Origin of the sequence: Helicobacter pylori SA221C, from assembly GCF_000476855.1 — a bacterium.
Lineage (GTDB): Bacteria > Campylobacterota > Campylobacteria > Campylobacterales > Helicobacteraceae > Helicobacter > Helicobacter pylori_DK.
The window spans coordinates 108,673-134,250 of the sequence record NZ_CBPT010000003.1 but is presented as its reverse complement, the minus strand read 5'-3'; the positions used below and the strand labels follow the sequence as shown (position 1 = coordinate 134,250).

Here is a 25,578-nt window from a genome sequence, read left to right as displayed (position 1 = left end):
CATTGTTTTGTTTGTTTGGGGGTTATTTAGTTTTTTACGCTAAAGTTTCTCAGTTTCTCAGTTTCTGGAGATGAGAGGTATGGGCAATTAAGAAAATGGGTAGAGAATACCAACAATTAGGAGGTTTTTATGGTCGTAGATGTTTCAAGCATTCCTTTTCAAGAATTTTGGCACATGCAAATCCATCAGCAACATCTGCAAGTAAGATGGGATGTGCATGATGTGTGCCAAATTTTAGAAGAATACCACTTCATTGGTTTAGCGGATTGGGAAGAGAGCAAAGGACAAATTAGAGATTTTTTAGAAGTGATGCGGGTGAATGACATTGTAGCCATCAAGCATGGACAACAACTTGTAGCACTCGCACAAGTCATCGGCGGGGCGTATAACATTCACAAAGATCGGGCATTATGTGTTAGCGAAGAAGAAGACCCTTTAGTGGATTGGATACATTACAGGCGACCCGTTAAGATTTTAGATTGGGCAAAAGATGGGCAGACGATCCCACAGGGTAGAGGCACTTTAAATAAGTGCGTAAGTCCGGGGACAGAAACCTCGCAAATCATTATGGGGTGGTATGAAAAGGTGCAAGAAGCCTTAAAAGCCAAAGGTGAAAGAGTTGTCTTAGTTTAAAAATCTCACATGTTACCCTTTGCAAGGGTGGGAATGTAGGTCGGTGCAGGGATAGGGAAATGTTTTTTAGTCTTGCTTTTTATCTGATTTCATTATTGACTATATTTTAGTGCTTTATTTTTCTGTTGCTTTTTTCATTTCTTTTATTTTTAACTTTTTAGTTGGGGTGTTGGGGGTTTAAATGGTTTTATGTGTTTTTAGATTTTTAGAACCGATCTAAAAGAGAACTTTTTTCATCAAGTTTCTTTTTTAAAAAAGCCTAAAAATTTCTTAAACACTTCTTTAGGATCGAATGCATCACACACCTTGCACCCATACATGCCAATTAAAATCACAAGCCAGCTCACATACACCCAGCTCATCAAAAACCACAAAATAGAAACGCTCCCATAAAGCTCATGGTAAGTGCGATTATACAACACATAATAAGTGAAAGCCCATTTTAACACATGCCAAGAAACGCTCGTAAAAAACACCCATAAAAACACCCAAAAATAATGTTTAAACACCTTATTCGTGGGAATGGTAAAAAGGATCAAAAAAAACGCGTAAGTGCCTATCCATCTTAAAACATGCAACAGGCTTGAATCTTTATCTTCAAAAAACACTTGGATCTTAATATCAAAAAACACCACCAAAGGCAGAGCGAATAAAAACACTAAAGTCGTGCCAAAACCCCAAAATAAAAAGATTTCTTTACCCTTAAAATGCGCATAATCTCTGGGCTTTGCATCAAAAATTTTTGACGCGATGGAGCGGTAGTTTTCACAAAAAAGCACCAACGCCACCACAATGGACACCTCTTCAAGCGTGCCTAAGGTCATGTCTGTTTTTTTAAAATTTTCTAAAAAATCCTTAATCGCGCCAATGAGTTTAGGAGCGTTGGGGAAAATCAAGGCTTCCATTTCACCGCTGTGCGCTTGCAAATAATGAGACACAAAAAGACTAAACACAAACAACAAAATAGGCGATAAAGACAAAATCGTATAAAAACTCAAGCTAGAAGCGTAGTAAAACAATTCGCTCAAGCCCAAAAAGGCGTTTTTCAGACGCTTGGGGAAAATCATTCTAAGAAGGCGCAAAAACCCTCTAACGCTTTTAAAAAGTTCTCTCATTAATGACAGCTTGTCGCCATTGTCAAGCCATAAGAGAGCAGTTTTTCTATATCTTTTTTAGGGGCTTTGCCTTTGGTGGTTAAATAATCCCCTAACACCACCGCATTGATGCCGTATTCAAAAAGCTTGGCTTCCTTTTTATCGTTATCTTTAAACACCACTTCACGCCCCCCAGCCACCATAAGCCTAGCGTTAGGCAAAAATTCCTTAGCCAAAAGCACGCATTCTAGGGCTTCATCTGCGCTTAAAGTCTCTGCATCAATGGGCAATACCGGGTTTTTAATGAAAAAATTAATCGGCGTGGTGTGTGGGGAGAGTGAAGCTAAGGCTCTGAGCATTTCAATCCTGTCTTCCCAGCTCTCATTAAGCCCAAAAATCCCCCCACTGCACAAGCCTAATCCCGCCCTTAAAGCGTTTTCGCATGTGATAAACCTTTCTTCCCATGTGTGCGTGGAACAAATTTTAGGGAAGAAATTTTGCGAAGTCTCTAAATTATGGTTATAGCTATGAATGCCCGCATCTCTTAAAAACTCTAGTTGCTCCAAATCCGCGCGCCCGCAGCATGCGATTAAATGCAAGCCTAATTCTTCTTTGTTGATGGCTTTAGCTAATTTAGCGATGTATTCGCATTTTTCATCGTCTAATTCGCGCCCTGAAGTAACCAGACAAAACCCTAAAGCCCCTAATTGTTTTAACGCTCTAGCCTCTTGTAAAACCACTTTTTCGTCTTTAAATTTATAGCGCTTGATCGCTCCTTGGTGGTGTGAGCTTTGCGTGCAATAAGCGCAATCTTCCTTGCAATCCCCACTGCGCACATTGGAAATAGAACATAAAAAAATCTCTTGCATCATCATTCCTTTGTTTTAAAAAAGTTGGTTTTTTTTTGGATTGATTATAGCAAAGAAAAAGAAGCGCTTTTGATTTTAAAGGCTTTATTCCATTAAATATTAAAACTAAAACTTTATTTGATTTTAATTTAATTGTTCGCTAGTGCCTCTAAAGCCAATCTCAAAACTTTACGCTATAATTTTCTCACTTTTTCATTAAGGGATTTTATGCAAGATTCATCCATTCAAAGTTACCCCCCCCCCCAATCAGCAATAAAAAATCATGCGTTAAATAACGCACCCAATAATAAAGAAATAGAGCTACCCACCCACATCACCAGTAATTTAAAAAAAGAGCTTAGAGACTATCAAAAGCAAGCGATACACAATTATTTAGAAAAACGACAATCCCACCCAACTCAAAAGCATTTCATGTTTGAAATGGCCACCGGTAGCGGTAAAACCTTAGTGATGGCGGCTTTGATTTTAGAATGCTGCAAACAAGGCTATCAAAACTTTATCTTTTTTGTGAATAGCACCAGCATTTTAGAAAAAACGAAATTGAATTTCACAGACAGCGTCTCATCAAAATACCTTTTTAGTGAGAATATCAATATCAATGATGAGAACACAGAAATTAAAAGCATCAATAATTTAAACGAGAGCCAAGCAAGCGCTATCAACATTTATTTCAGCACCATTCAAGGCTTGTTTTCATTATTCACTAAAGCTAAAGAAAACGCTATCACCCTAGAGGATTTAAAAGATCAGAAATTGGTTTTTTTAGCGGATGAAGCGCACCATTTAAACACAGAGACTAAAAAGAAATTGAATGATAGTGAGGCTAGTGAAAAACGCAATTGGGAAAGCGTTGTGAAATTAGCGCTAGAACAAAATAAAGACAATTTATTGCTGGAATTTAGCGCCACTATCCCTAATGAAAAAAGCGTTGAAGAAAAATATAAAAATTTAAAGGTGATAACTTACACCTTAAAACAATTTAGCGAGGATAAATTTTGCAAAAACATCTACTCCCTTTCTTATGAAAATAAAGAATTAGAAACGCGCTTTTTAGGGGCATGCGTTTCCAGTTTGTATAAAGAATTATTAGCCCAACACCACAATATTGAAAATTTTAAACCATGCATTTTGTTTAAAAGCGAGAGGATTGAAGACAGCAAAGAAAATCAAGAGCGCTTCAACGCCTTTTTAGAAAATTTAAGCCCTTTAGATTTAGAAAATTTTTTCCATTACAGCTGCAACGCTTTTTTTAAAGACGCTAAAAATTTTTTTGACAAGCAAAATTACACCCCTAACCTTACCGCATTCTTGCAGACGAAATTCAAAAAAAGCACCCAGATTAACACCAATAACGAAAAAGAATTAGAAAAGGGCATGCCTTTATTGAACTCCCTAGAAGACAGAGACAACCCTAAAAGAGTGATTTTTAGCGTGGATAAGCTCAATGAAGGTTGGGATGTGTTAAATTTGTTTGATATTGTCAGGCTTAAAAATAAAGCGAGCCAAAAAGACACCACCAAAGACGCCCAGCTCATAGGGCGAGGAGCGAGATACTACCCCTTTAGCTATAACGATTTCAAGCCAAGCCGCATAGAGTTTTACCAACGCAAATTTGATCTTTCTAACCCCTTAAGCGCGTTAGAGAGGTTAGACTACCATGCCATTTATGACAGCGAATTTATCGCTAAATTAAAAGAAGAATTACGAGAGTTAGGATTAGGATTTGTAAATGAAAAACAGACCATCCCTTTAACACCCACCAAGCGTTTCAAATGCTACTATGCGAGCAATACAAAAGACAAAAAGAAAAACTTATTCAATGTGGATTATTCAGGCCCTGTTGAAGCCACACTCAAAAGCTTGCATGTCCCTTTATTTGCTTTTAGCGTGCGTGAAAAGAAAGTGGATTTTAAAGAAGAAAATAAAGGCGATAAAACTTACTATATACCCCACACTTTAGACAAAATCCCCCTAAACTATTTTTTAAAAGCCCTTAATTTAAAAAACCTAGATTTTAAAACGCTTAAAAAAGCCTTTAAAAAACATGCTTTTAACAATAAAGTGGGATTTATAGAGCAATATATTTCGCCATTAAAAACAAACTTCCATAAAAGCCAAAAGTTTGATAACAACGAAATCCTTTTAAAACTCGCTGTTTATATCATTGAAAACTTAAAAGACACGCTTTTAAAAGAGCAAGATAAATACGAGGTGAGCGCGTTAGAATTGAAAGAATTTGAAACGCATAATAAAAGCCTTAGCGCTAGCGAATGGGAAAAAGGCATTCCCTTTTATGAATGGCTGCTTTTTAAAGACATGAGAAAACTAGACAGCGATTTAGAAAGGGAGTTTTTAGCTTTCATCAACGATAATAAAGAGGTTTTAGACGAGAAATTCAAAGAATGGTGCGTTTTAAGGAATGACCATTTCGCTGAATTAAAAGTTTTTTGCAACATAGAAAATAGCCCTTTTTACGCGCAAGGTTTTGAGCCGGATTTTATCCTTTTTGCCCAAACGCATGAAGATGAATTTTTAGGCTTCACTTGTTACATGGAAGCTAAAGGCGAGCATTTAGAGCCTTCTAACGCTTGGAAAAAAGAATTTTTAGAAATGCTAGAAAACGCCACGCTTAAAAGCCATAACAAAAAACTCCATTTAAAAGGCTTGCCTTTTTTCACGCTCCATAATAGCGTAGTCAATGGCGAATTTGCAACCGCTTTCAATCAAATTTTTTCAAATTTTTAAGGACCACAAATGTTAAAAACCCCACTCAAAACCCTACTAGATGCTTTAATCAACCATTTCACTAAAGAACGATTAGTTACTTTAATCCTAACAGCTGATGAAAAGCTTTTAACTTTCATGCTTGAGCATGAAAACGCTGACGACTACAAAAACGCTTTTTTTAAAACGATCGCCAACACGCTTGTATTCAATGAAAAAGCGTTATTGGAATGTTTAGAAAAATATTTAGAAACAAAAGAATTAGATCGCTCTTTCACACGATTTGAAAATAAAATAGGCTTATATTCACAAGGGGGTTTGATAAAATCCAGCGAACTAGTCGTTTTGAATTTCCCTTTTAAAGACAATATTTTATTGGGTAACGCTAAAGACAACAACACCAAATCTAACGAGCTTTTTTACCATGAAATATTGCATAAAAAAGAAATTGACACGCTTTTAAAGAAAAAAGCGTTGTGCCGTTTTGAAATGCATGGGGAAGGCGATTTACAAAGCGCTTTAAAAGATAAAAACACAAACTACCTTATCAAAGGCAATAATTTGATCGCTCTTCATTCCTTAAAAAAGAAATTCGCTAAACAAGTGAAATGCATCTACATTGACCCCCCTTATAATACGGGTAATGACAGCTTTAATTACAACGATAATTTCAACCACAGCTCATGGCTAGTGTTTATGAAAAACAGGCTTGAAGTGGCTAGGGAATTTTTAAGCGATGATGGCGTGATTTTTGTGCAATGCGATGACAACGAACAGGCTTACTTAAAGGTTTTAATGGATGAGATTTTTCTTAGAGAGAATTTTGTGGCTTGTTTGCATGTAGAATTATCAACAACGCAAGGCATGAAAATGGCTTCGGCTAAAAAAGGAAATATTGTTAAAAATGCCGAATATATTTTAATTTATTCAAAAAATATGGAGAATTTTAGTTTTATCCGTTCTCTTTATGTGGCTAAAGAATGGGATGAACACTATTCGATCTATATAGATCCTAAAACTAAAAAACGAGAAACACTATTAAATTTCTTAAAAAATAGATATGAAAATATAATAAAAGACAAGATTATAGCTCTTTACAATGATGATAAAGACTTTAGAGATTTTATCCATAAAAATGCAAACAATATTTATCGGGACGCAATGATAGAGGTTAATTTTAACTTTACGAAAGAACAAGAAAGCAGTCTTAACAATGGAGAGATTGTAGAATATAATCAATATTTAATATTTAAAAATTCAAATAATATTATAAGACAACTTCTTAAGTTAAGTGATGCTATTGGCGAAACTGATGACTTTGACGCAAAAATTGGATTAAGAAAAATAAGGGGAGATTGGTGGGGAAGCTTTTATAAAGATATGATGAATATCAATAAAGAAGCAAATTTAGTGTGGAAAGCTGGCAAAAAACCCGAACGACTTATTAAAGATATTTTAGAAATTTCCACCCAAGAAAACGATCTCGTTTTAGACTTTTTCGCCGGGAGCGGGACGACTTGCGCGGTGGCGCACAAAATGAAACGCCGCTACATTGGCATCGAGCAAATGGACTATATAGAAACGATCACTAAAGAAAGGTTAAAAAAAGTCATAGAGGGCGAGCAAGGGGGCATTTCTAAAAAATGCGGTTTTAAAGGGGGCGGGAGTTTTGTCTATGCTGAATTAAAAGAAGTGAATTTAGAAATTAAAAAACAAATCACCAACGCTAAAAGTAAGAGCGAATGCCTAAAAATCTTTGAAACTCTTAGCGAGCGTTTTTTAAAACGCGCCGATTGTAAGATGGATGAAATTGATAGCGAAGAGTTCCACAATTTAGACTTAAACGAGCAAAAAAGGATTTATTGCAAGCTTTTTGACTCTAATGAAGACTATTTAAACTTGGGCGATATTGACGAAGACGCATGGGAGATAGATGATAGCACTAAAAAATACAATGAAATTTTTTATTCTTAAGCTTAATCGTTCAATGCACACCACTTAACGCATCAAAACGCTACGCGCTAGGCTATTTAGCGGGTAAAAATAAACAATATAGAATAAACAATGTGGTTTAAAAGCTAGAGGAATTTAAAACCGCTTGGGCTAAAAAATTTTTAGCTCTGTTTGACATAAGGATAACTAATCCGCTAGCAGTAAGCATCCGCTCGCTATAAACTCGCTATAAAATAAAAAAGATCATTAAAAATAAACGATTAAAAATATTGTTGTAGTATTCAAGCCAACCAACAAGGAGCAAAACATGAAAACCTTTAAAAACTGGCTCTGTTTTAGCCTTTTCGCTATGAGTTGGCTCCAAGCGGACATGCTGGATAATTTCACTAAGGCTATTAACAGCTACACCACTAAAAAGCTTAATGAAATCAAAGATCAAGTCAATAGCGCTAATCCTACTAAAAACCACAATCCCACTCATAACGCTAATGGCATGCTCACTAACATTGATTGTAAGGTCTTAAAAAATAACTTCTATTCGGTGTGTTATTCTAGCGAATTAAAAAACCCTATTTATGGCGTGAGCGTGTTGTTTGGGGATTTAGTGGATAAAAATAATATTGAAAAACGCTATGAGTTTAAGACGGACACACGATTAGCCAAATACCAACAAGCCACGACACAAGATTACACCAGAAGCGGTTTTGATAGGGGGCATTTTGTGGCGAATGACGCTTCTTTTGATTTTGCGTCTAACCCTTTAAGAGAGACTTACAGAATGACTAATATCACCCCTGAAGCCAAAAACACCAACAGGCATTCTGTTTTATTGGTAGAAAAAGAGGGCCGTAATTTGGCCAGGAAATACCATCAAGTTTTAGTAGAAGAACTCACCATCATCAAACAGGGTTATAGAACCTTTAGCTCTAAGAATATCGCTATCCCTAGCGGATTTTGGTACCACTATGATATAAGCCTAACGGACAGCTATGAAAACGCTAAAAGCGAATGTTTTTATATCCCTAATGACAACCAAAACTATCCCTTACAAGAAATGAGAAGAGATTGTAAAGAATATGAGCGGGTTGAAAAGCAGGTGGTTTTTAAGAACAATAAAAACAATGAGTTGAACGAATTGCCTAAGTATCTTAACAACGCTAAGAAGTATAAAACCGCTCTTAAAATGCCCGTAAAAACACCGGTATTTTGGATAAAGGTTTAAGAAATCAAATTTCTAAATGGCTTAAAACTGGTTTTTTATTAGAAGCGATAAAAGTTTTATAGGTGTTGGAGGAATGAGATGAAATTATTATTACAATTATGGCAAACACAACAATAGATCCGGATTTAAGATAATCTCTTATGGTTGTTTGCTGGTTTGCTAGATAAATCCATGCTATCCATATGAAACAGCCTAAATCCATAAAAACAACCCAAATACCCTATTTCGCTCTCGCACCCCTAAAAACAACAATATACAAAATTTTAAATTATTTTACATGAACTCCTGGAGTTTGTTCGCTTGCGCCATCCATTCTGCAAGGCTTTCATAATCGTTATTTTCTATCCAAGCCTTAGCTTGCGCGATTTCTTTTTCGCATTTTTCAATCGCTTCTAAGACATTGTCTCGGTTTTGTTTGAAAATATCTTTCCACATTAAAGGCGAGCTTTTAGACAAACGGCTCATATCCCTAAAACCCCCACCCGCTAAAGATAGAATCATCTCTGGATCGTTTTGCTTTAAAACGCTATTGGCTAGAGCGTAGCTCAAAACATGGGGTAAATGGCTGATATAAGCCACATGGGTGTCATGCTCGTTGGATTTCATCTTGATCAAGCGCGCTTTAATGCCTAAAAAGATTTCTTTAGCGAGTTCTACTTGCTTGGTCCCTGAATCTTCTAAATCGCACAATATCACCAAAGCGTTTTCATACAGCCCCTTAACGCTCGCTTTAGGGCCATAAAACTCTGTCCCGCACATGGGGTGCGCGGCGATGAAATTCTTACGGATGCTTTTGGGGATATTATGAATGATTTGCGCTTTAGCGCCCCCTAAATCAATAATCGTTGTGCTTTTTTTAACGGGAGTCATTTTTTTCAAACACCCAATAATGCCCTCAACTGGAATGGCTAAAAAAATCACATCGCATTCTAAAATCTTTTCAAATCCCACGCATTCATCTACAAGCCCCAAAGTCAAAGCCAATTTGGCATGCAAAGCGTTATGATCATAGCCTATGACGCTTTTAAAACGCCCCCATTCTTGCAAGGCTAGCCCCAAACTCCCCCCCATAAGCCCTAAACCAATAATGCCTGCTTTCATGCCAACTTCTAAAGTAAGGTTTTTTCTAACACTTCAGCGATGTTTTTCACCGCAACGATGTTTAAATTCTCTCGCACTTCAGCAGGGATCTCGTCTAAATCCTTTTCGTAATTTTTGACAGGGATGAGAGCGGTTTTAATGCCGGCTTTAAAAGCGGCGATCAATTTTTCTTTCAACCCTCCTATGGGTAAAACTTCCCCGCTCAAAGTCAATTCGCCCGTCATTGCCACTTCGCTTCTTGTAGCCCTGTCGCACAAAATGCTCGCCATCACGCTCGCCATAGCGATCCCAGCGCTCGGTCCGTCTTTAGGCGTAGCCCCCTCAGGGACATGCAAGTGCAAATCGTAAGCGTTATAAACTTTCAGCTCTTTTTTCTTTTTCTTACCCTCTATATCTTTAGGGGTTTCGCTAGGGATTTTAGGCGCTTTTAAGGTTTCGTTATCCAATAAGACTTTGACAACAGAAAAGGCAATAATGGCGGATTCTTTCATCACATCGCCTAAACTCCCAGTGAGTTTTAATTCCCCCTTACCCCTGATCTTAACCGCCTCAATTTTAAGCACATCACCGCCCACTGGAGTCCATGCCAAACCATTGACGATACCGATTTTATTTTCTTCATCTATGGGGTCAATTTCAAACACCATGCGTTCTAAATACTCTTCAAGGTTGTTAGGCGTGATAGAGACGCAGAAATCTTTGTTTCCACCTCTTTTTTCGTTTTCTTCATTTTCGCCTTTTTTATCCTCGCTTTTTTTGGTTCGCCCTTTTTTGTGCGGATTATCTTCTAAGTATTTTAAAGCCGCTTTACGCATAATCGTTGCGATTTGTCTTCGTAAATCCCTAACGCCCGCTTCTCTGGTGTATTTTTCAATAATGAGTTTCAAACACTCATGGCTAATATCCACTTCGCTAGACTTTAAGGCATGCTTTTCTAATTCTTGGGGGATGAGATAGTTTTTAGCGATTTCTTCTTTTTCATTAGGCGTGTAGCTGGACACGCTGATAAATTCCATTCTGTCTCTTAAAGGAGCCGGAATCCTGTCAATATTATTAGCGGTAGCGATAAAAATCACTTGTGACAAATCAATGCTAAAATTCGCATAATGATCCCTAAAAGCGCTATTTTGCTCAGGGTCTAAGATCTCTAATAAAGCGCTCGCTGGATCGCCCCTAACGCTTCTATCCACCTTATCAATTTCATCTAAAACCATGACCGGATTCATCTTTTTAGCTTCAATGAGCCCTTGGACAATGCGCCCAGGCATTGAGCCTATATAAGTGCGTCTGTGCCCTCTTAATTCATTCACATCTTCTAATCCCCCTAAAGCGATCCGAACTAAAGGGCGCTCTATCGCTTTAGCAATGGAATTAGCCAAACTCGTTTTGCCCACGCCAGGAGGCCCATAAAAGCATAAAATCGTGCCTTTAGTTTTGTCTTTTTTTTCTGGCTTTTTCTTGCGGCGCATTTCTAAAAGCTGCATGGTGGCAAAGTATTCTACAATACGCTCTTTAGGCCTTTTTAAGGAATAATGATCCTTGTCTAGCTGCTCTCTGACTTGTTTAATGTCAAGCGCTTTTTTCCCATATTGCCCAAAAGGCACATCTAACATGGTTTCAATGTAATTTTGTAAAGTCGCGCTATCCGAGCTGTCCGCATGGGTTCGGCTCAGCCGGTCAATTTGCTTTTTGATTTCCTTAAACGCTTCTTCTTTTAAAAAAGGCTTGATGCTTTCTAGTTTTTGGTAGTATTGGTTTAAATCTTCATCTCGCTGTTTGTCTGTGCCAAGCTCTTTTTGGATTTGTTTGAGCTGCTCTTTTAGGAAATATTCCTTATTGGTTTGCTCCATTTTTTGATGGACTTTGGATTTGATTTCTTTTTGGAGTTTTTGGGTTTTAGTCTCTTCTATCACAATATCAATCAAATCCAACAAGCGCTGTTCGGTGTTGTTGTTGGCAAAAAGAGAATACGCTTGATCTTTTTTTAAATGCAAGGCCGCTGCGATTAAATCAGCGATGCGGTTAGGATCGTCATTGTCCTCTAAAGCCTTGATCAAATCCGGGGGGAAGAGTGAGCTGACATTGGCTAGAGTGATCACCTTTTCTTTTAACACTTCCACAATAGCTTGAATGTTTTCTTTATCGTATTCTAAATATTCAATAGGGCTTATTTGAGCTTCCAAAAAGCCTTGCTCGTTTTCTTTAGCAGGCTCTAAAATACGCCCCTTAGCGATGCCATTAAAGAGCAATTTCACGCGCCCATTAGGCATGTTGGCTTCACGCATCACCGAACCTATCACCCCCACATCATAATAAGGGGCTTCATTGTCATTCAATTTGTCTTTTTGGCATGCAATAAAGACTAACGATTTATTGTTTTTAGCGTAAGCTACCGCCTTAATGCTGGCGTTATTTTGCAAAAAAATAGGGGCTATCATAAAGGGGTATAAAAAAGTGTCTTCTTCTACCAATAAAGGCAGAATTTTAGGAAAATCTTCAGTCATTTTTCATCTCTCTGTTATAATGTGTATGGTTTTGAAATATCCTACCAATCAAAAATTAACACATACCAAGGCATGTGCGATGGTTTGGGTTTAGTCTCTTTTTCTAAAGTCTCATCTATCCTTTCTAAATAGCGTTTCACGCCCTCAGGCTTGTGGCGTTTTTTATAGACATTCGCGATCGCGCGATTGAGCTCGTTTTGCCCTAAAATGAATTTGATTTGCATGTATTCTACATAGGGGCGGTAACGGCTGTTAGGGTATTTTTCTATAAATTCGCCTAAACTCACAATAGAATTAGAGATAAATTCCTGGTCTTTAGAATGGTTTTTGAAAGCGTAATAATGCGATTGCAGTTTCAAAAAGGTCAAATAATCCACATTGTCCTTAGTCCCAAAGCGCTTGATGTATTCATCAAAGTAAAAAGACGCTAAAACATACTCTTTCTTTTTCATATGCGCTTGCCCTAAAGCCAGCATCGCCTCTGGGACAAGGGGGGAATTGATGTGTTCGCTCTGTAAAGAAGAATAATAATTGTCCGCTGTTTCTAAATTAGCAAAAAGGATTTCTCTCAAAATCCCTTGATACCAAAAGATCGCCGGTTTGTTGTATTCATCTTTTTTTTCTTTTTGTTCGCGCAACCGGTACCTATAACAATGATTGCCATTGTGATAAAAAGGAAAGTTTTAAAATGTTTTAAACGCATGCCACCTGTCTTATAAAATTAAATTTTTGAATAACTCATGGTTATTTTTTCTTATCTTTCTTATTCCCACCGAATAATGTCAGCACCATTTTTCCAAATCAAGCACACCGCACCAAAAACGTTCCACCCAGTGCTGTAATGAGATTTGCTGGGATTGTTTTTCTTGATTTGTGGTTTTATTTTGCTCATTTCTTACTCCTTTATTAAATTTTATAATGATTCAGTTAAACTTCCATCATGGTTAAGTTATTGGGATTATACCCAAAACTAGCAGAAATTGATTTTACCAAAATTGTTTGATATAATACAGAGTTTAGTTTAGAAATCATTGAGCGCTGGTTTTAAGGCGGTCTTTTATTCTTTAAGGAGAAGATTTTGTGCTTTTTTAAAGGGAATGCAATCGCCTATGATTTTTGATGTGAAAGCGCCTATCTTAGGGTTTGAAACCATTCATAAAATGCGTTTGCAAAAGATTGATGAAGTTTTTTTGCGTTTGAATAGCGCAGAAAATAATTCCATGGTGTCTTTCACGCTGGTCAATCCCTTTGCTTTAAGAAAATACGAATTTGAAGTGCCTACCCCCTTAAAAATCCTTTTAGAATTAGAGGGAGCAAAGAGCGTTCTGGTCGCTAATATCATGGTCGTTCAAACCCCCATTGAGCTTTCCACCGTGAATTATTTAGCCCCTTTAATTTTCAATTTAGACAAGCAGTTCATGGGGCAAGTGGTTTTGGACTCTAACAAATACCCACACTATCATTTAAGAGAAAATATTCTAAGCCACACGCATGAATAATACATGAGCGGTGCATGAGCGGTGCAGAATGGTGTCTATATAAGGCGTTTCTTTAAGCTTATGGCGCAATGCATCGGTGTTTTTGCAAATACAAGCGAGCGTTTTCTTATGGTATAATAGCGGTTATTTTTTAGAATAACCAACGCTAAAAATAGTGCTTTAATTGAATCCAAAACAAGGAGTTTATTTTATGGAACAAAGCCATCAAAACTTGCAATCTCAATTTTTTATAGAGCATATCTTACAGATTTTACCTCACCGCTATCCCATGCTCTTAGTGGATAGAATTATAGAGTTACAAGCCAATCAAAAAATTGTCGCTTATAAGAATATCACTTTTAATGAAGACGTGTTTAACGGGCATTTTCCTAATAAGCCCATTTTCCCGGGCGTTTTGATCGTAGAGGGCATGGCGCAAACGGGAGGGTTTTTAGCTTTCACTAGCTTGTGGGGGTTTGACCCTGAAATAGCCAAAACAAAAATCGTGTATTTCATGACGATTGACAAGGTTAAATTCCGCATTCCTGTAACCCCAGGCGACAGATTAGAATACCATTTAGAGGTCCTAAAACATAAGGGCATGATCTGGCAGGTGGGCGGCACGGCTCAAGTGGATGGCAAAGTGGTCGCTGAAGCCGAATTAAAAGCCATGATCGCAGAGAGAGAATAAAAATGAGTAAGATTGCAAAAACAGCCATTGTCTCTCCTAAAGCAGAGATTGGCAAGGGCGTAGAGATTGGGGAATTTTGCGTGATTGGAGATGGCGTCAAACTAGATGAAGGCGTGAAACTCCATAACAATGTAACCTTACAAGGGCATACTTTCATCGGGAAAAACACCGAAATTTTCCCTTTTGCCGTGCTAGGCACACAGCCTCAAGATTTAAAATATAAGGGCGAATACAGCGAACTGATTGTTGGAGAAGACAACCTTATTCGTGAATTTTGCATGATAAATCCCGGCACTGAAGGGGGGATTAAAAAAACCCTTATTGGGGATAAAAACCTGCTCATGGCTTATGTGCATGTCGCTCATGATTGCGTGATTGGCAGCCATTGCATTTTGGCTAATGGCGTAACTTTAGCAGGGCATATTGAAATAGGCGATTATGTCAATATCGGCGGTCTTACCGCAATCCATCAGTTTGTGCGTATCGCTAAAGGCTGCATGATAGCCGGTAAGAGCGCTTTAGGCAAAGACGTGCCGCCTTATTGCACCGTAGAGGGCAATCGCGCTTTTATTAGGGGGTTAAACCGCCACCGGATGCGCCAATTACTAGAGAGTAAGGATATTGATTTTATTTATGCGCTTTATAAGAGGTTGTTTCGCCCTGTCCCCTCCTTGCGAGAGAGCGCTAAATTAGAATTAGAAGAGCATGCCAATAACCCTTTTGTAAAAGAGATTTGCTCTTTTATTTTAGAGAGTTCTAGGGGCGTGGCGTATAAGTCAAGCGAATATTCTAGCGAAGAAAAACAAGAGGAATAACATGAACGAAACGCTTTATTGCAGTTTTTGCAAAAAACCAGAATCCAGAGATCCCAAAAAACGCCGCATTATTTTTGCGAGCAACCTGAATAAAGATGTGTGCGTGTGCGAATATTGTATAGATGTGATGCATGGGGAATTGCACAAATACGACAGAATGGATTCTTTATTAACGCTCAAAAGAGACCGATTGAGGCGAATGGAATCCAGCGCTTATGAAGAAGAGTTTTTGCTCTCTCGCATTCCAGCCCCTAAAGAGCTTAAGGCGGTTTTAGACAATTATGTGATAGGGCAAGAGCAGGCCAAAAAGGTTTTTTCCGTAGCCGTGTATAACCATTACAAACGCTTATCTTTTAAAGAAAAACTCAAAAAACAAGACAACCAAGACAGCAATGTGGAGTTGGAGCATTTAGAAGAAGTGGAGTTGAGCAAGTCTAATATTTTACTGATCGGCCCTACAGGATCAGGCAAAACTTTAATGGCGCAAACTCTCGCCAAGCATTTGGATATTCCTATCGCCATTAGCGATGCGACCAGCCTGACTGAAGCGGGTTATGTGGGCGAAGATGTGGAAAATATCCTTACAAGATTGTTGCAAGCGAGCGATTGGAATGTTCAAAAAGCCCAAAAAGGCATTGTGTTTATTGATGAGATTGATAAAATCAGCCGTTTGTCAGAAAACCGCTCTATCACTAGAGATGTTTCTGGCGAGGGCGTTCAGCAAGCGTTGTTGAAAATCGTTGAAGGCTCTTTAGTGAATATCCCCCCCAAAGGCGGCAGAAAGCACCCTGAGGGCAATTTCATTCAAATTGACACGAGCGATATTTTATTCATTTGCGCTGGAGCGTTTGATGGGTTAGCTGAAATCATTAAAAAACGCACCACGCAAAACATGTTGGGTTTCACTCAAGAAAAGATGAGTAAAAAAGAGCAAGAAGCGATCTTGCATTTAGTCCAAACCCATGATTTGGTTACTTACGGGCTTATCCCTGAGCTTATTGGCCGTTTGCCGGTTTTAAGCACGCTAGATAGTATCAGTTTAGAAGCGATGGTGGATATTTTACAAAAACCTAAAAACGCTCTAATCAAGCAATACCAACAACTTTTCAAAATGGATGAGGTGGATTTGATCTTTGAAGAAGAAGCGATTAAAGAAATCGCTCAACTCGCATTAGAAAGAAAAACCGGGGCTAGGGGCTTAAGGGCGATCATTGAAGATTTTTGTTTGGATATTATGTTTGATTTACCCAAGCTTAAGGGATCGGAAGTGCGTATCACTAAAGATTGTGTTTTAAAACAGGCTGAACCTTTGATCATCGCTAAAACGCATTCTAAAATTCTTCCTTAAGGGACACGCTTATAAATTTAATGATAAAGGATTAGAAAGGGCATGATTTTTAGCAAATTAATCGGTTTGTTTTCGCATGATATTGCCATAGATTTAGGCACGGCTAACACGATCGTGTTAGTCAAAGGGCAGGGCATTATTATCAATGAGCCTTCTATTGTGGCGGTGCGCATGGGGTTGTTTGATTCTAAAGCTTATGATATTTTGGCAGTGGGGAGCGAGGCTAAGGAAATGCTAGGCAAAACCCCTAACAGCATCAGAGCGATTCGCCCCATGAAAGATGGTGTGATTGCCGATTATGACATTACCGCTAAAATGATCCGCTACTTTATTGAAAAAGCGCACAAACGAAAAACATGGATCCGCCCGCGCATCATGGTGTGCGTGCCTTATGGATTGACAAGCGTGGAAAGGAATGCGGTTAAAGAGAGCGCTTTAAGCGCGGGGGCTAGAGAAGTCTTTTTGATTGAAGAGCCTATGGCAGCTGCGATCGGGGCGGGCTTACCCGTGAAAGAGCCGCAAGGGAGTTTGATTGTGGATATTGGCGGTGGCACGACTGAAATTGGCGTGATCAGTCTTGGGGGGCTAGTCATTTCTAAAAGCATTAGAGTGGCTGGGGATAAATTAGATCAAAGCATCGTGGAATACATCCGCAAGAAATTCAATTTGTTGATAGGGGAGCGCACCGGCGAAGAGATTAAAATTGAAATCGGTTGCGCGATCAAATTGGATCCGCCCCTAACGATGGAAGTGTCAGGGAGGGATCAAGTGAGCGGGTTGTTGCACACGATTGAATTGAGCTCTGATGACGTGTTTGAAGCCATTAAAGATCAGGTGAGGGAAATCTCTAGCGCTTTAAGGAGCGTGCTTGAAGAAGTGAAGCCGGATTTAGCTAAAGACATTGTGCAAAATGGCGTGGTGCTTACCGGCGGTGGGGCTTTGATTAAGGGTTTAGACAAGTATTTAAGCGATATGGTTAAACTCCCTGTGTATGTGGGCGATGAGCCTTTATTGGCGGTAGCCAAAGGCACAGGGGAAGCCATACAAGATTTGGATTTACTCAGCCGTGTGGGTTTTAGTGAATAATGCATGCGTTTTTATTTTAAATTCCTTTGGCTTTTAGGGATTTTTCTTATTTTTTATTTTTTAGACATTAAAGGCAGTTCTTCTTATATCAGCGACCGGATTAAAAACGCCTTGATGAGCGCTAAAAACAGCTTACTAGACAACATTCAAGCGTATTTTTTTCAAGCCCAAAACATTAAGGAATTTCAAAAAGAACGCTTGATTTTAGAAGCTTTAAAACTAGAAAACGCCGATTTGAAAGAGCGTTTGAATAGTATTTATCCTTTAGAGAATCCAAAAATGACTTATACCCCCACTTTTATGACTTCATTCATCAGTTTAGAAGACACACACAGCGTCTCTCTCAACCCTATTGTGAATTTAGAAGAAAATAAGATTTATGGCCTTGTCTCTCACAATCAAGCCATAGGCATTGCGGTGTTAGAAAAAGGGCGCTTGAACGGGTTTTTGAACGCTCACAAGCGGTGTGCTTATAGCGTGATGGTAGGCAAAAATCAAGTGCTAGGCTTTATAGGATCTAATTTCAAGCAAGAATTAGTCGTGGATTTTATTGTCCCAAGCGCTGAAATTAACATAGGCGATCAAGTGCTAACGAGTGGGTTAGACGGGATTTTTGGAGTGGGGGTGTTTGTGGGCGAAGTTTCAAGCATTGAAGATCATTACACTTATAAAAGCGCGGTGTTGAAAAACGCTTTTTTAAGCGAAGCCAAACTTTTAAGGCATGTGTTTTTAAGCGATGTGAAAAACTAGCGCTCTATTCAAGGCTAATTCAAGCGCATTTTTAACCCCTTTCAATGAAATTAGGCTAATCCTTTAAATCCAGAAAAAAATATTCTAGTTTCCCTTTTTCAATCCAAAGATCCCTATAACGCTCCCCCACATCATCCTTATTTCCATAAAATTTTAAAACCACTTTGATTTTGAAATGGGGATCGTCTTTAGGGTTAAAAATTTTATCTTTAAAAAGTTTATACGCATCTGCTTTATGTTCGTAATCAGTGTGTTTGCTCCCTTTAGGATCAATGAAACAAATGATCTGCGCACCACCCTTTTGCAACCAAAAGATGAAATCAGGGAAAAAGCGCCTTTCTGTAGCGTTGTCTATATAGGGGATAAACAAATTGTCTAAATGCTCATCAATCTTGCTGAACGCCCAAAAATCATAGTTTTCTTGCAGCGTTTCGGTAATCTTTAACAACTCTTCTAAAAAATCGCTCTCGCTCTTTACTTTAACCACATGCTTAAGCCAATCGCAGTTTTTGGCTTTAATTAAAGGGGTGTAGTAATGCTCTTTGAGTTTTAACAGCTCTGCTTCATCAACTTTAAAGGTTCTGTCTTGTTTGTGTTTTTCTGTATCATAAGGATCGATCTCGCCTTGCGCGATTTTCATTCTTTCTTTATCCAAAGGCACATACTCTTTCACTTCTTGGATGGTTTGAATCAATTTTTCTTTTTTATCCGCCTTAACTTTAACCCTTTTAAAATGCACGATTTTCTCATTATCTAGGGCGTTAAACTCGTCTTTAGGCACTTTTTGATTGGGGTATAGCTTGCCTTTAATTTCAGAAATCATGTAATCTAAATCTTTATAATGCCAAGTTGATACCTTTTTAAAATGCACTGTTTGTATCATTTCTTTTAACAGCGCGTAATCTTTAGGGTCATAAATTTCATGCTTTAAAATAAAATGCTTTTCACTCATTAAATGAAAATACTCTTTTAAATCCTTAAAATTTTTTTCGCTCATTTTAAACGAAGCGCTTGGAGAAATTTTAAGAGCGTTGGTTTGTTCTTTTCGGTAGCAAGGCACGAATAATGCGTGTTTTATAGGCGTTTTTTCTAATTTGATTTCACGCCATGAGCCTCTATTCTCACCCTTATTTTCGCTCTCTTTTTGGAACTTTAAAATCGCTTCAAGGCTTGCAGGGTTAGTGGGTATCACAAAAAGCGTTTCTAGCATTGCAGAGTTTGGTTTCAAGGCTTTTTTAATGGATTCATCTATGTCTAAATACGCTAACCTTTGGCGTTGGTTTTTGACGCTTTCAATCCTTACGCCCCTGCCAAAAGATTGTTTCACCAGCTTTTTAGCGTCATCATCAAGCCCTATATTTAAAAACAAAATCACGCTAGGCCTTGTGCTATCCCAGCCGGTATCAAAAGAGCGAGACCCCACTAAAATATTGATACTGCTTTTATCAATTTGGCTGAAATAGCTCTCTTCTTTATAGCTTAAATTCTTGCTCACCACTTTCACGCTCTTTAATTTCTCATGGATCCATTCTGTAATATCGCCAATTTTAATCAAGCAAAAGACTTTATCGCTTGTGTTGAGCTTGAAAGCGATTTCTTGCTTGTTGTTAGGGTTAATGATGACTTCAATACGCCCATTGTTGGCATAAAAAATTTCTTCTTTTAAACCTTTAAAATCAATCTTGTTTAAACCCTCTTTAAAAACCTTAATCTTATAGTCTTGATCTTTGTCATCGCTAAAAAGAAATTCCGGATTCTCTAATTCCTCCAATAACTCGTCTTTAGCTTTCTCAAAATCGCTCTCGTTGTCGTTTTCAATCACGCGCACTAAAGTTTTGAAAAACATTTCCGCATCGCTGTTTTCCACGTTCACAGAATGCGTGAACACGAGCATTAAAGGGTCATGAAAATAGCCCTCTGTTTTATAGCGTTTTTGCATGCCTAAAAGCAATAACCCCTTTAAAAGCGCGATTTCTTTTTCCCTATCGTTTAAATCTTTCAATTCCTTAAAAGCGCTTAAATTGTTTTTCTTCAATAAAACAGACTCTTTACCATAGCCAAGTTTCACCCACTCGCCCACGCTCAAATTATACACCGCAGTGATGAGATCGCTTTCTTCAGTGAAAGTGGCGCTGAAATTGAATAAAAACCCCCTTTGAGATAACAGGCTAAAAATCGCCTGTCTTTTGCTCTCAGTCTTGTTCCCCTTATGCGCTTCATCTAAAATCACATAATTTTCCCCATTATCCCAACAATCCTTATAATTTAAAAGGTTTTTCTTGCTTTCTTCATCGCTCATTAAATCCGCGCGGTAATAAAAAAGAGCGATTTTTTGAAAAAAATCTTTTGGAGAGTGGTAAAAATCCTTATTCTTAACGCTTTTAAGGTTTTTGAAATCAATTTGTTTGGAATAGTCCTTATTGCGGTTGTATTTTTCAATTTCTTTTTCAAATTGCTTGATTAAGTGCTCGTTCGCGCTAAAAAACATGATATTTTTCTTAGGGATCAAACCCATTCCCATAGCCACGCTTAAAAGCTCTACCAGTTTGATAATGACGATCGTTTTACCGCTCCCTGTGGCCATGTAAAAGGCTAGGCGGTTGATAAAGTTTTCAAACTTCACGCAATGATTTTCTACCTTAAAATGGCTCTTTAACAAATGGTTGAGTTTCTTTTTAGCGAAATCGCAATGAGCGAATGAATAATGTTTTTGATAAAATGCGTAAAATTCTTTTTTATTTTCTTTGAAATCCCTAAAATAAGCGGTAAGCATTCTAAAAGCGTTGATCAAAGCTTGTTGTTGGTAATCTAAAAGCTCCTTATTATTATCAAAGCTTTTAAAGTCTAACATTTCTAACGGATCGTTAATCTCGTTAGCGTTCAATTCCTCTTCAGCGAGTTTTTGAGCGACAAAAATTTCATTATTCCTTGCTTCTTGTTTTTTCTTTGCCATTATTTTTCCTTACCAAATGAGCGCTTCTTTTAAGGCTTTTAAGATCTCTACTTCTTTATCATTCCCTTTAAATTTCACCACCTTTTCATTGAAAAACTCCACTCCAACGCCGTGTAAATTTTCTAAAGTCTCTTTAATATCTACGCCCATGTTTTCTAGCGCTTCTATATTGAGCGTGTAAGATTCGTTTTTACGCTCCACTAAATCGCTGTATTGTTCATCATACGCTAAGGGTTTGTCGTTGTCTTCATACTTGATTTTTCTTAAAATCTCTTCATAGCTTTCCAATTCATAAACTTTGACTACCCCACCTTTATTAAATTCTTTAAGCGCGCCGCTTTTAAAACCGCCTATAACCTTTTTAAGGCGCGGCAAAATCACGCTGTCAAAATGCTCCCCCATTTCAATACCGATATACTTCCTCTTAAGCTTGTGCGCCACTGCACAAGTCGTCCCGCTCCCAGCGAAAAAATCACACACGAGATCGTTTTCTTTTGTAGAGATTTCTAAAATGCGTTTGAGTAGGGCTTCGGGTTTGGGGGTGTCAAAAAGTTTAGTTCCATTAAACAAAGCTAAAATTTCCTTAGTTGCTTCCGTTGTAGTGCCATACTCTGTAAAAATTGTGCGTGTTTTAACGACTCTTTTCTCGTTTTTGACTTCATCATAATAAATTACTTCATAAGGAGTTAAACGCCCTTTAGAATTTTCTTGCCAAAAAATATGTTCGCTGTCTAAATTTTCAGGTTTTTTCCGCCAACGCCCTTCTTCACCATTAGGGGCTATAGGGTAAAAATCGTTACCATTTGGGTCTTTAATAGAATAATATAGGCTAGGTGCATCAGATTTTAAAGCTCCAGCTCCCCATTTTTCAAGTTTTAGAATTTTAGCTTGTTTGCCATTGATAGTTTTATTAAAATCTTGCATATCATGGTCTATCTCTGTATCAATGATATTAAATTTTTCTTTTTGATAGCACACTATATACTCATGCTCTTTTGCAAAATTTTCGCTATCTTGACTACCGCCTTTTTTCTTTTGCCATATCAAGTTCGCTACAAAATTATCACCCCCCCCCCATTAAAGATTTCATCCATTAAAACCTTGCAATAAGCCTGCTCATTATCATCAATGCTTACAAACATCACGCCTTTATCGTTCAATAGAGCATGTGCAAGCTCTAGGCGGTTAGTCATCATGGTCAGCCAGCTAGAGCGTTTGAACCTGTCTGCATAAATAAATTCATTGTTTTGGGTGTTGTAAGGCGGATCAATATAAATGCAATCAATCGTTTCTTTATAGCGGTTTTTAAGAGAGTTTAGGGCTTGGTAGTTTTCGCTTTTAATGAGCGTGCCATTGATTTCATTTTCATTGAATTGATCTTTAATCTCTTCTTCTAAATCTTTAAAATAGAGAGTGTCTAGGGGCAGAAACTCATTTTCTAAAAGGTTGTCTGTGGTTTTTAAATTCAAGTCTTGCCATTCTTTAACTTGTTTAGGGTAGTTTGGGTGGTTTGTGATTTTATTCAAATCGTAGTTTTTAGCTTTGAGTTTGTCTAAGCTCACGATGAAATGCGAGTTCATTATAAAGCGAGGTTTGTTCCAGATTTTACAAAGCTCGTTTTCAAACTCGCTCACTAATACAATCACTTCTAAAGCCACTTCTTTAATGGTGTTGATTTCATCAAGGCGTTCTTTAGTAAAAACGCTGATTTCTTTAAAAAGGTATTCAAACAGATACAAATCCAATTGCTCTTTTAAAAACCCTAGCGCGTTTTTATGGATAAAAAAGTCCAACTCGCCTTGCTTTTTGAATTTCACCAACGCTTTTTTTAAAACTTCTTCATCAAGTTTGACGCCTTGATTGAAACATTTTTTTAGGATTTCACTTATTTTTGTTTGAGTCCCTTGACTGCTGAGAGTAACGCTAAAGTTTAGGGTGTTAGCTTCTTGATCTATATTTTCTAAATGAAAGACTAGATCCGTTTTTTCATTATTCTTTTTGCTTTCTAATGAAGAAGCGTCAAAGTTAAAAAGAATGTTTTCTAATTCAAAAGCAAAATCCTTATAAATGGTTTCGCTTTTCACGTAATAAAGATCTTTAGTTTTATAAAATAAAGCGGTGTCTTTTTTAAGGGAGCATTTTTCATAATCGCTTTTGGTATAAAGGCTATCATAAAGGGGCGTGTCGTTGAAATAAATCCCCCCATTAGCGCTGAAATAACGCTTGAAAAAGCTATAGAGTTTGTCAAACAATTCTTCTTTGAGATCGTTGTTGTTTTGGCATTTTGAATCAATGAGTTTTTTTAATTCTTGTTTTTTATGGTGGTAATACTGGCTTTTAGCCTTCATGAGGTTGATCATGCCATTTTTGATGGCTCTAGGGCTAGAATCTAAAAGGTTTTCTGGCTTGTCTTCAATCTTAACGCCTATGAAAAGGTTTTCTAAAACTTCATAAAATTGCGCTTCGTTCGTTTTCATCATCACGCTCCTTAAAAACATGGAAAGTATTATAACAAAGCCCTTTAATTAAGCGCTACAATACCCCCATGCAAAAAAAGATTTTTTTACTAGAAGACGATTACCTTTTAAGCGAGAGCGTTAGGGAGTTTTTGGAGCATTTGGGCTATGAAGTGTTTTGCGCTTTTAACGGGAAAGAAGCTTATGAAAGGCTCTCGGTTGAGCGCTTCAACCTCTTGCTTTTAGACGTGCAAGTGCCTGAAATGAATAGCTTGGAATTGTTCAGGCGCATCAAAAACGATTTTTTAATCTCTACGCCTGTGATTTTTATCACCGCCTTACAGGATAACGCTACCTTAAAAAACGCTTTTAATTTGGGAGCGAGCGATTATTTGAAAAAGCCTTTTGATTTAGACGAATTGGAAGCGCGCATTAAAAGGTTTTTCAATGATGATCCTATAGAAATCATGCCTAACATTTTTTATTACCAAAATTGCTTGAGTGTTAGGGGCAAAAAAGAGATCTTGCCGCCCAAAACCGCCCAACTTTTAGAATACTTTTTAGAGCATAAAGGGCAAATCATTAGCTCTCAAGTGTTAGAAAATAATTTATGGGAGCAGGCTATTGATGATTCCACCTTGCGCACTTACATTAAAGTGTTGCGCAAGCTTTTAGGTAAAAATTGCATAGAAACGCATAAGGGGGTGGGCTATCGCTTTAACCCACTATGAAAAAAAATCCCTCAAACTCTTTTTAGGGACTTATTTGGGCTCTTCGTTTGTGTTGATGCTGGTGATTAGCGTTTTAGCGTTTAACTATGAAAAAAACGAAAAAATCAAAATGATACGCATGGACATGGACAAAATGGCTTCTAAGATCGCTAGCGAAGTAATTGCCTTGCACATGCAAACGCATGGGGATTATCAAAACGCTTTAAACGCTCTGATTTCACGCTATAAGGACGCTTCCATAGCCCTTTTTGATAATAAAAGGCGTGTTTTGTATTCTAATATCCCTGAAAGCGCGGATTTGATTAAAAACCATAAAGAAGCGGGCTTTTTTAGTTTTAGGGGAGAGTATTACCTGTTTAGCGATGAAACTTTCGCTCACTTAGGCGTGGCTAAAATGCTTTTTAAAAATTCTAAACCCCTTCATTTTTCTTCTTTGTATCGTAACATTGTTTTAGTGTTTGTTGTAGCGTTTTTATGCGTGATAGGGGTTTCTGTGTTTTTAGGGCGTTTGTTTTTAAAGCCCATTAGGAATGAAATCACCCGTATTGATCATTTTTTAAAAAACACCACGCATGAATTAAACACCCCCATGAGCGCTTTAGTCTTGTCTTTAAAAACATTAGAAGACAGCCAACAACACTGCCGCATTAAAATCGCTATCCAGCGCATGAGTTTTTTATACCGCTCGCTCTCGTATTTAGTGATGCAAGATATTGAGCGCGAAACCCCCATGCTTTTAGATTTAAAAGCCCTGATTATTAAAGAAAACACGCTTTTTAGCGAGATGATAGACTACCACAAGCTGGAATTTAAAAGCGATTTAGTGGGAGTGGAATTGAAGGCTAAAGAGCAGGATTTCATTTCGCTTTATAGCAATTTGCTCATGAACGCGATCAAATACAGCGTCATGCATGGGTATATCCACATAGAGCTAACGCATGCGTTTTTGAAAGTGAAAAATTTAGGGTATGAAATCCCTAAAGACAAGATCGCAGAATTAAGCGTTCGTTACGCGCGTTTCAATTCTAGCGTGTTGGGTTATGGTATAGGGTTAGATTTAGTGAAAAAAGTGTGCGAAAAGTATAAAATGCGTTTAGAAATTCATAGCGAACCCTCTTTAAAAGGATCGTTTCATGAAAATTCGTTCTGTATTCATTTTCAAGGATAAAG

20 protein-coding genes and 2 pseudogenes are annotated in these 25,578 nt (G+C 37.8%); 12 read left to right on the top strand and 10 right to left on the bottom strand.

The annotated features are described in order from the left end of the window. The first annotated feature begins 129 nt into the window (after positions 1–129). Entirely contained in the window at positions 130–633 is a 504-nt protein-coding gene (locus QU01_RS03285; protein WP_050579754.1) for a hypothetical protein, read from the top strand. Positions 634–869: 236 nt separating this feature from the next. Here the strand turns inward: QU01_RS03285 and QU01_RS03280 are convergent, their stop codons facing one another. Together QU01_RS03280 and QU01_RS03275 are read right to left on the bottom strand one after the other, a co-directional pair. Then, positions 870–1,748, bottom strand: coding sequence for a YihY/virulence factor BrkB family protein (locus QU01_RS03280; protein ID WP_033761912.1), 879 nt, complete (start codon positions 1,746–1,748; stop codon positions 870–872). Beyond that, positions 1,748–2,596 carry a biotin synthase gene (locus QU01_RS03275; protein ID WP_001155595.1) on the bottom strand — a complete coding sequence of 283 codons (849 nt, stop codon included), beginning with the start codon at positions 2,594–2,596 and terminating at the stop codon, positions 1,748–1,750. The genes QU01_RS03280 and QU01_RS03275 overlap by 1 nt, the downstream gene beginning before the upstream one ends. Before the next feature lie 207 nt (positions 2,597–2,803). On the opposite strand from QU01_RS03275, the gene QU01_RS03270 reads away from it, so the two are divergent. From QU01_RS03270 to QU01_RS03260, 3 genes are all read left to right on the top strand, one after another. Continuing rightward, the gene (locus tag QU01_RS03270; RefSeq protein ID WP_229260237.1) at positions 2,804–5,341 is read left to right on the top strand and encodes a DEAD/DEAH box helicase family protein; all 2,538 of its coding nucleotides are present in this window, start codon (positions 2,804–2,806) and stop codon (positions 5,339–5,341) included. 9 nt (positions 5,342–5,350) lie between these two features. Further along, positions 5,351–7,294: a site-specific DNA-methyltransferase gene (locus QU01_RS03265; protein ID WP_033761915.1), complete on the top strand. Its 1,944-nt coding sequence runs from the start codon at positions 5,351–5,353 to the stop codon at positions 7,292–7,294. 286 nt (positions 7,295–7,580) lie between these two features. Beyond that, the gene (locus QU01_RS03260; RefSeq protein WP_050579755.1) at positions 7,581–8,495 is read left to right on the top strand and encodes a DNA/RNA non-specific endonuclease; all 915 of its coding nucleotides are present in this window, start codon (positions 7,581–7,583) and stop codon (positions 8,493–8,495) included. Positions 8,496–8,768: 273 nt separating this feature from the next. On the opposite strand, the gene QU01_RS03250 is transcribed toward QU01_RS03260, so the two are convergent. The 4 genes and pseudogenes from QU01_RS03250 to QU01_RS08435 form a co-directional block, all read right to left on the bottom strand. Then, positions 8,769–9,596, bottom strand: coding sequence for a prephenate dehydrogenase (locus QU01_RS03250; protein WP_033761916.1), 828 nt, complete (start codon positions 9,594–9,596; stop codon positions 8,769–8,771). Positions 9,597–9,604: 8 nt separating this feature from the next. Beyond that, the gene (gene lon / locus QU01_RS03245; RefSeq protein WP_033761917.1) at positions 9,605–12,100 is read right to left on the bottom strand and encodes an endopeptidase La; all 2,496 of its coding nucleotides are present in this window, start codon (positions 12,098–12,100) and stop codon (positions 9,605–9,607) included. Positions 12,101–12,141: 41 nt separating this feature from the next. Further along, positions 12,142–12,803, bottom strand: a pseudogene (locus QU01_RS03240) (outer membrane protein assembly factor BamD). 60 nt (positions 12,804–12,863) lie between these two features. After that, positions 12,864–12,992 carry a hypothetical protein gene (locus QU01_RS08435; protein WP_267864688.1) on the bottom strand — a complete coding sequence of 43 codons (129 nt, stop codon included), beginning with the start codon at positions 12,990–12,992 and terminating at the stop codon, positions 12,864–12,866. A gap of 217 nt (positions 12,993–13,209) precedes the next feature. Between QU01_RS08435 and fliW the strand changes: the two genes are divergently transcribed. Continuing rightward, a complete protein-coding gene (gene fliW / locus QU01_RS03235; RefSeq protein WP_033762112.1) occupies positions 13,210–13,599 on the top strand; it encodes a flagellar assembly protein FliW in 390 nt (129 codons plus the stop codon). Here the strand turns inward: fliW and QU01_RS08470 are convergent. Then, positions 13,579–13,772, bottom strand: a pseudogene (locus tag QU01_RS08470) (flavoprotein oxidoreductase). The gene fliW and the pseudogene QU01_RS08470 sit on opposite strands and share 21 nt — an antisense overlap. 17 nt (positions 13,773–13,789) lie before the next feature. Here QU01_RS08470 and fabZ point away from each other — a divergent pair. Genes fabZ through mreC form a run of 5 tightly spaced genes read left to right on the top strand, consistent with a single transcriptional unit; the run spans position 13,790 to position 18,268 of the window. Further along, the gene (gene fabZ, locus QU01_RS03230; protein ID WP_000438079.1) at positions 13,790–14,269 is read left to right on the top strand and encodes a 3-hydroxyacyl-ACP dehydratase FabZ; all 480 of its coding nucleotides are present in this window, start codon (positions 13,790–13,792) and stop codon (positions 14,267–14,269) included. Between the two features lie 2 nt (positions 14,270–14,271). Further along, on the top strand, positions 14,272–15,084 hold the full coding sequence (gene lpxA / locus QU01_RS03225; protein ID WP_033761919.1) for an acyl-ACP--UDP-N-acetylglucosamine O-acyltransferase: 813 nt from the start codon (positions 14,272–14,274) through the stop codon (positions 15,082–15,084). Between the two features lies 1 nt (position 15,085). Then, positions 15,086–16,432 (top strand): ATP-dependent protease ATP-binding subunit ClpX, encoded by a 1,347-nt coding sequence (gene clpX / locus QU01_RS03220; protein WP_033761921.1) that lies wholly within the window; start codon positions 15,086–15,088, stop codon positions 16,430–16,432. Positions 16,433–16,474: 42 nt separating this feature from the next. Beyond that, on the top strand, positions 16,475–17,518 hold the full coding sequence (locus QU01_RS03215; RefSeq protein WP_000577744.1) for a rod shape-determining protein: 1,044 nt from the start codon (positions 16,475–16,477) through the stop codon (positions 17,516–17,518). 3 nt (positions 17,519–17,521) lie between these two features. Next, positions 17,522–18,268 (top strand): rod shape-determining protein MreC, encoded by a 747-nt coding sequence (gene mreC / locus QU01_RS03210; RefSeq protein ID WP_033761924.1) that lies wholly within the window; start codon positions 17,522–17,524, stop codon positions 18,266–18,268. A gap of 55 nt (positions 18,269–18,323) precedes the next feature. Here the strand turns inward: mreC and QU01_RS03205 are convergent, their stop codons facing one another. From QU01_RS03205 to QU01_RS08430, 3 genes are read right to left on the bottom strand one after another with little or no spacing between them, the layout of a single operon-like run. Further along, positions 18,324–21,221 (bottom strand): DEAD/DEAH box helicase family protein, encoded by a 2,898-nt coding sequence (locus QU01_RS03205; RefSeq protein WP_033761926.1) that lies wholly within the window; start codon positions 21,219–21,221, stop codon positions 18,324–18,326. Positions 21,222–21,230: 9 nt separating this feature from the next. Further along, positions 21,231–22,268 (bottom strand): DNA methyltransferase, encoded by a 1,038-nt coding sequence (locus QU01_RS08215; protein ID WP_154213341.1) that lies wholly within the window; start codon positions 22,266–22,268, stop codon positions 21,231–21,233. Positions 22,269–22,273: 5 nt separating this feature from the next. Continuing rightward, entirely contained in the window at positions 22,274–23,698 is a 1,425-nt protein-coding gene (locus tag QU01_RS08430) for a DNA methyltransferase (RefSeq protein WP_154213343.1), read from the bottom strand. Between the two features lie 68 nt (positions 23,699–23,766). Between QU01_RS08430 and crdR the strand changes: the two genes are divergently transcribed. Beyond that, entirely contained in the window at positions 23,767–24,408 is a 642-nt protein-coding gene (crdR, locus tag QU01_RS03195; RefSeq protein ID WP_033761928.1) for a copper response regulator transcription factor CrdR, read from the top strand. Continuing rightward, complete coding sequence (gene crdS / locus QU01_RS03190) at positions 24,374–25,576, top strand: copper-sensing histidine kinase CrdS (protein ID WP_080248346.1); 1,203 nt, start codon at positions 24,374–24,376, stop codon at positions 25,574–25,576. The genes crdR and crdS overlap by 35 nt, the downstream gene beginning before the upstream one ends. Positions 25,577–25,578 lie beyond the last annotated feature (2 nt).

What these genes read in the sequence shown, in the direction of transcription:
- QU01_RS03280 (WP_033761912.1), bottom strand. Translation starts at nt 1,748, where the DNA reads ATGAGAGAACTTTTTAAAAGCGTTAGAGGGTTTTTGCGCCTTCTTAGA.
- QU01_RS03265 (WP_033761915.1), top strand. Translation starts at nt 5,351, where the DNA reads ATGTTAAAAACCCCACTCAAAACCCTACTAGATGCTTTAATCAACCAT.
- QU01_RS08435 (WP_267864688.1), bottom strand. Translation starts at nt 12,992, where the DNA reads ATGAGCAAAATAAAACCACAAATCAAGAAAAACAATCCCAGCAAATCT.
- mreC (WP_033761924.1), top strand. Translation starts at nt 17,522, where the DNA reads ATGCGTTTTTATTTTAAATTCCTTTGGCTTTTAGGGATTTTTCTTATT.
- lpxA (WP_033761919.1), top strand. Translation starts at nt 14,272, where the DNA reads ATGAGTAAGATTGCAAAAACAGCCATTGTCTCTCCTAAAGCAGAGATT.
- QU01_RS03250 (WP_033761916.1), bottom strand. Translation starts at nt 9,596, where the DNA reads ATGAAAGCAGGCATTATTGGTTTAGGGCTTATGGGGGGGAGTTTGGGG.
- QU01_RS03285 (WP_050579754.1), top strand. Translation starts at nt 130, where the DNA reads ATGGTCGTAGATGTTTCAAGCATTCCTTTTCAAGAATTTTGGCACATG.
- crdR (WP_033761928.1), top strand. Translation starts at nt 23,767, where the DNA reads ATGCAAAAAAAGATTTTTTTACTAGAAGACGATTACCTTTTAAGCGAG.
- clpX (WP_033761921.1), top strand. Translation starts at nt 15,086, where the DNA reads ATGAACGAAACGCTTTATTGCAGTTTTTGCAAAAAACCAGAATCCAGA.
- QU01_RS03215 (WP_000577744.1), top strand. Translation starts at nt 16,475, where the DNA reads ATGATTTTTAGCAAATTAATCGGTTTGTTTTCGCATGATATTGCCATA.
- fliW (WP_033762112.1), top strand. Translation starts at nt 13,210, where the DNA reads ATGATTTTTGATGTGAAAGCGCCTATCTTAGGGTTTGAAACCATTCAT.
- QU01_RS03275 (WP_001155595.1), bottom strand. Translation starts at nt 2,596, where the DNA reads ATGCAAGAGATTTTTTTATGTTCTATTTCCAATGTGCGCAGTGGGGAT.
- QU01_RS03260 (WP_050579755.1), top strand. Translation starts at nt 7,581, where the DNA reads ATGAAAACCTTTAAAAACTGGCTCTGTTTTAGCCTTTTCGCTATGAGT.
- QU01_RS08430 (WP_154213343.1), bottom strand. Translation starts at nt 23,698, where the DNA reads ATGAAAACGAACGAAGCGCAATTTTATGAAGTTTTAGAAAACCTTTTC.
- fabZ (WP_000438079.1), top strand. Translation starts at nt 13,790, where the DNA reads ATGGAACAAAGCCATCAAAACTTGCAATCTCAATTTTTTATAGAGCAT.
- QU01_RS03270 (WP_229260237.1), top strand. Translation starts at nt 2,804, where the DNA reads ATGCAAGATTCATCCATTCAAAGTTACCCCCCCCCCCAATCAGCAATA.
- QU01_RS03205 (WP_033761926.1), bottom strand. Translation starts at nt 21,221, where the DNA reads ATGGCAAAGAAAAAACAAGAAGCAAGGAATAATGAAATTTTTGTCGCT.
- lon (WP_033761917.1), bottom strand. Translation starts at nt 12,100, where the DNA reads ATGACTGAAGATTTTCCTAAAATTCTGCCTTTATTGGTAGAAGAAGAC.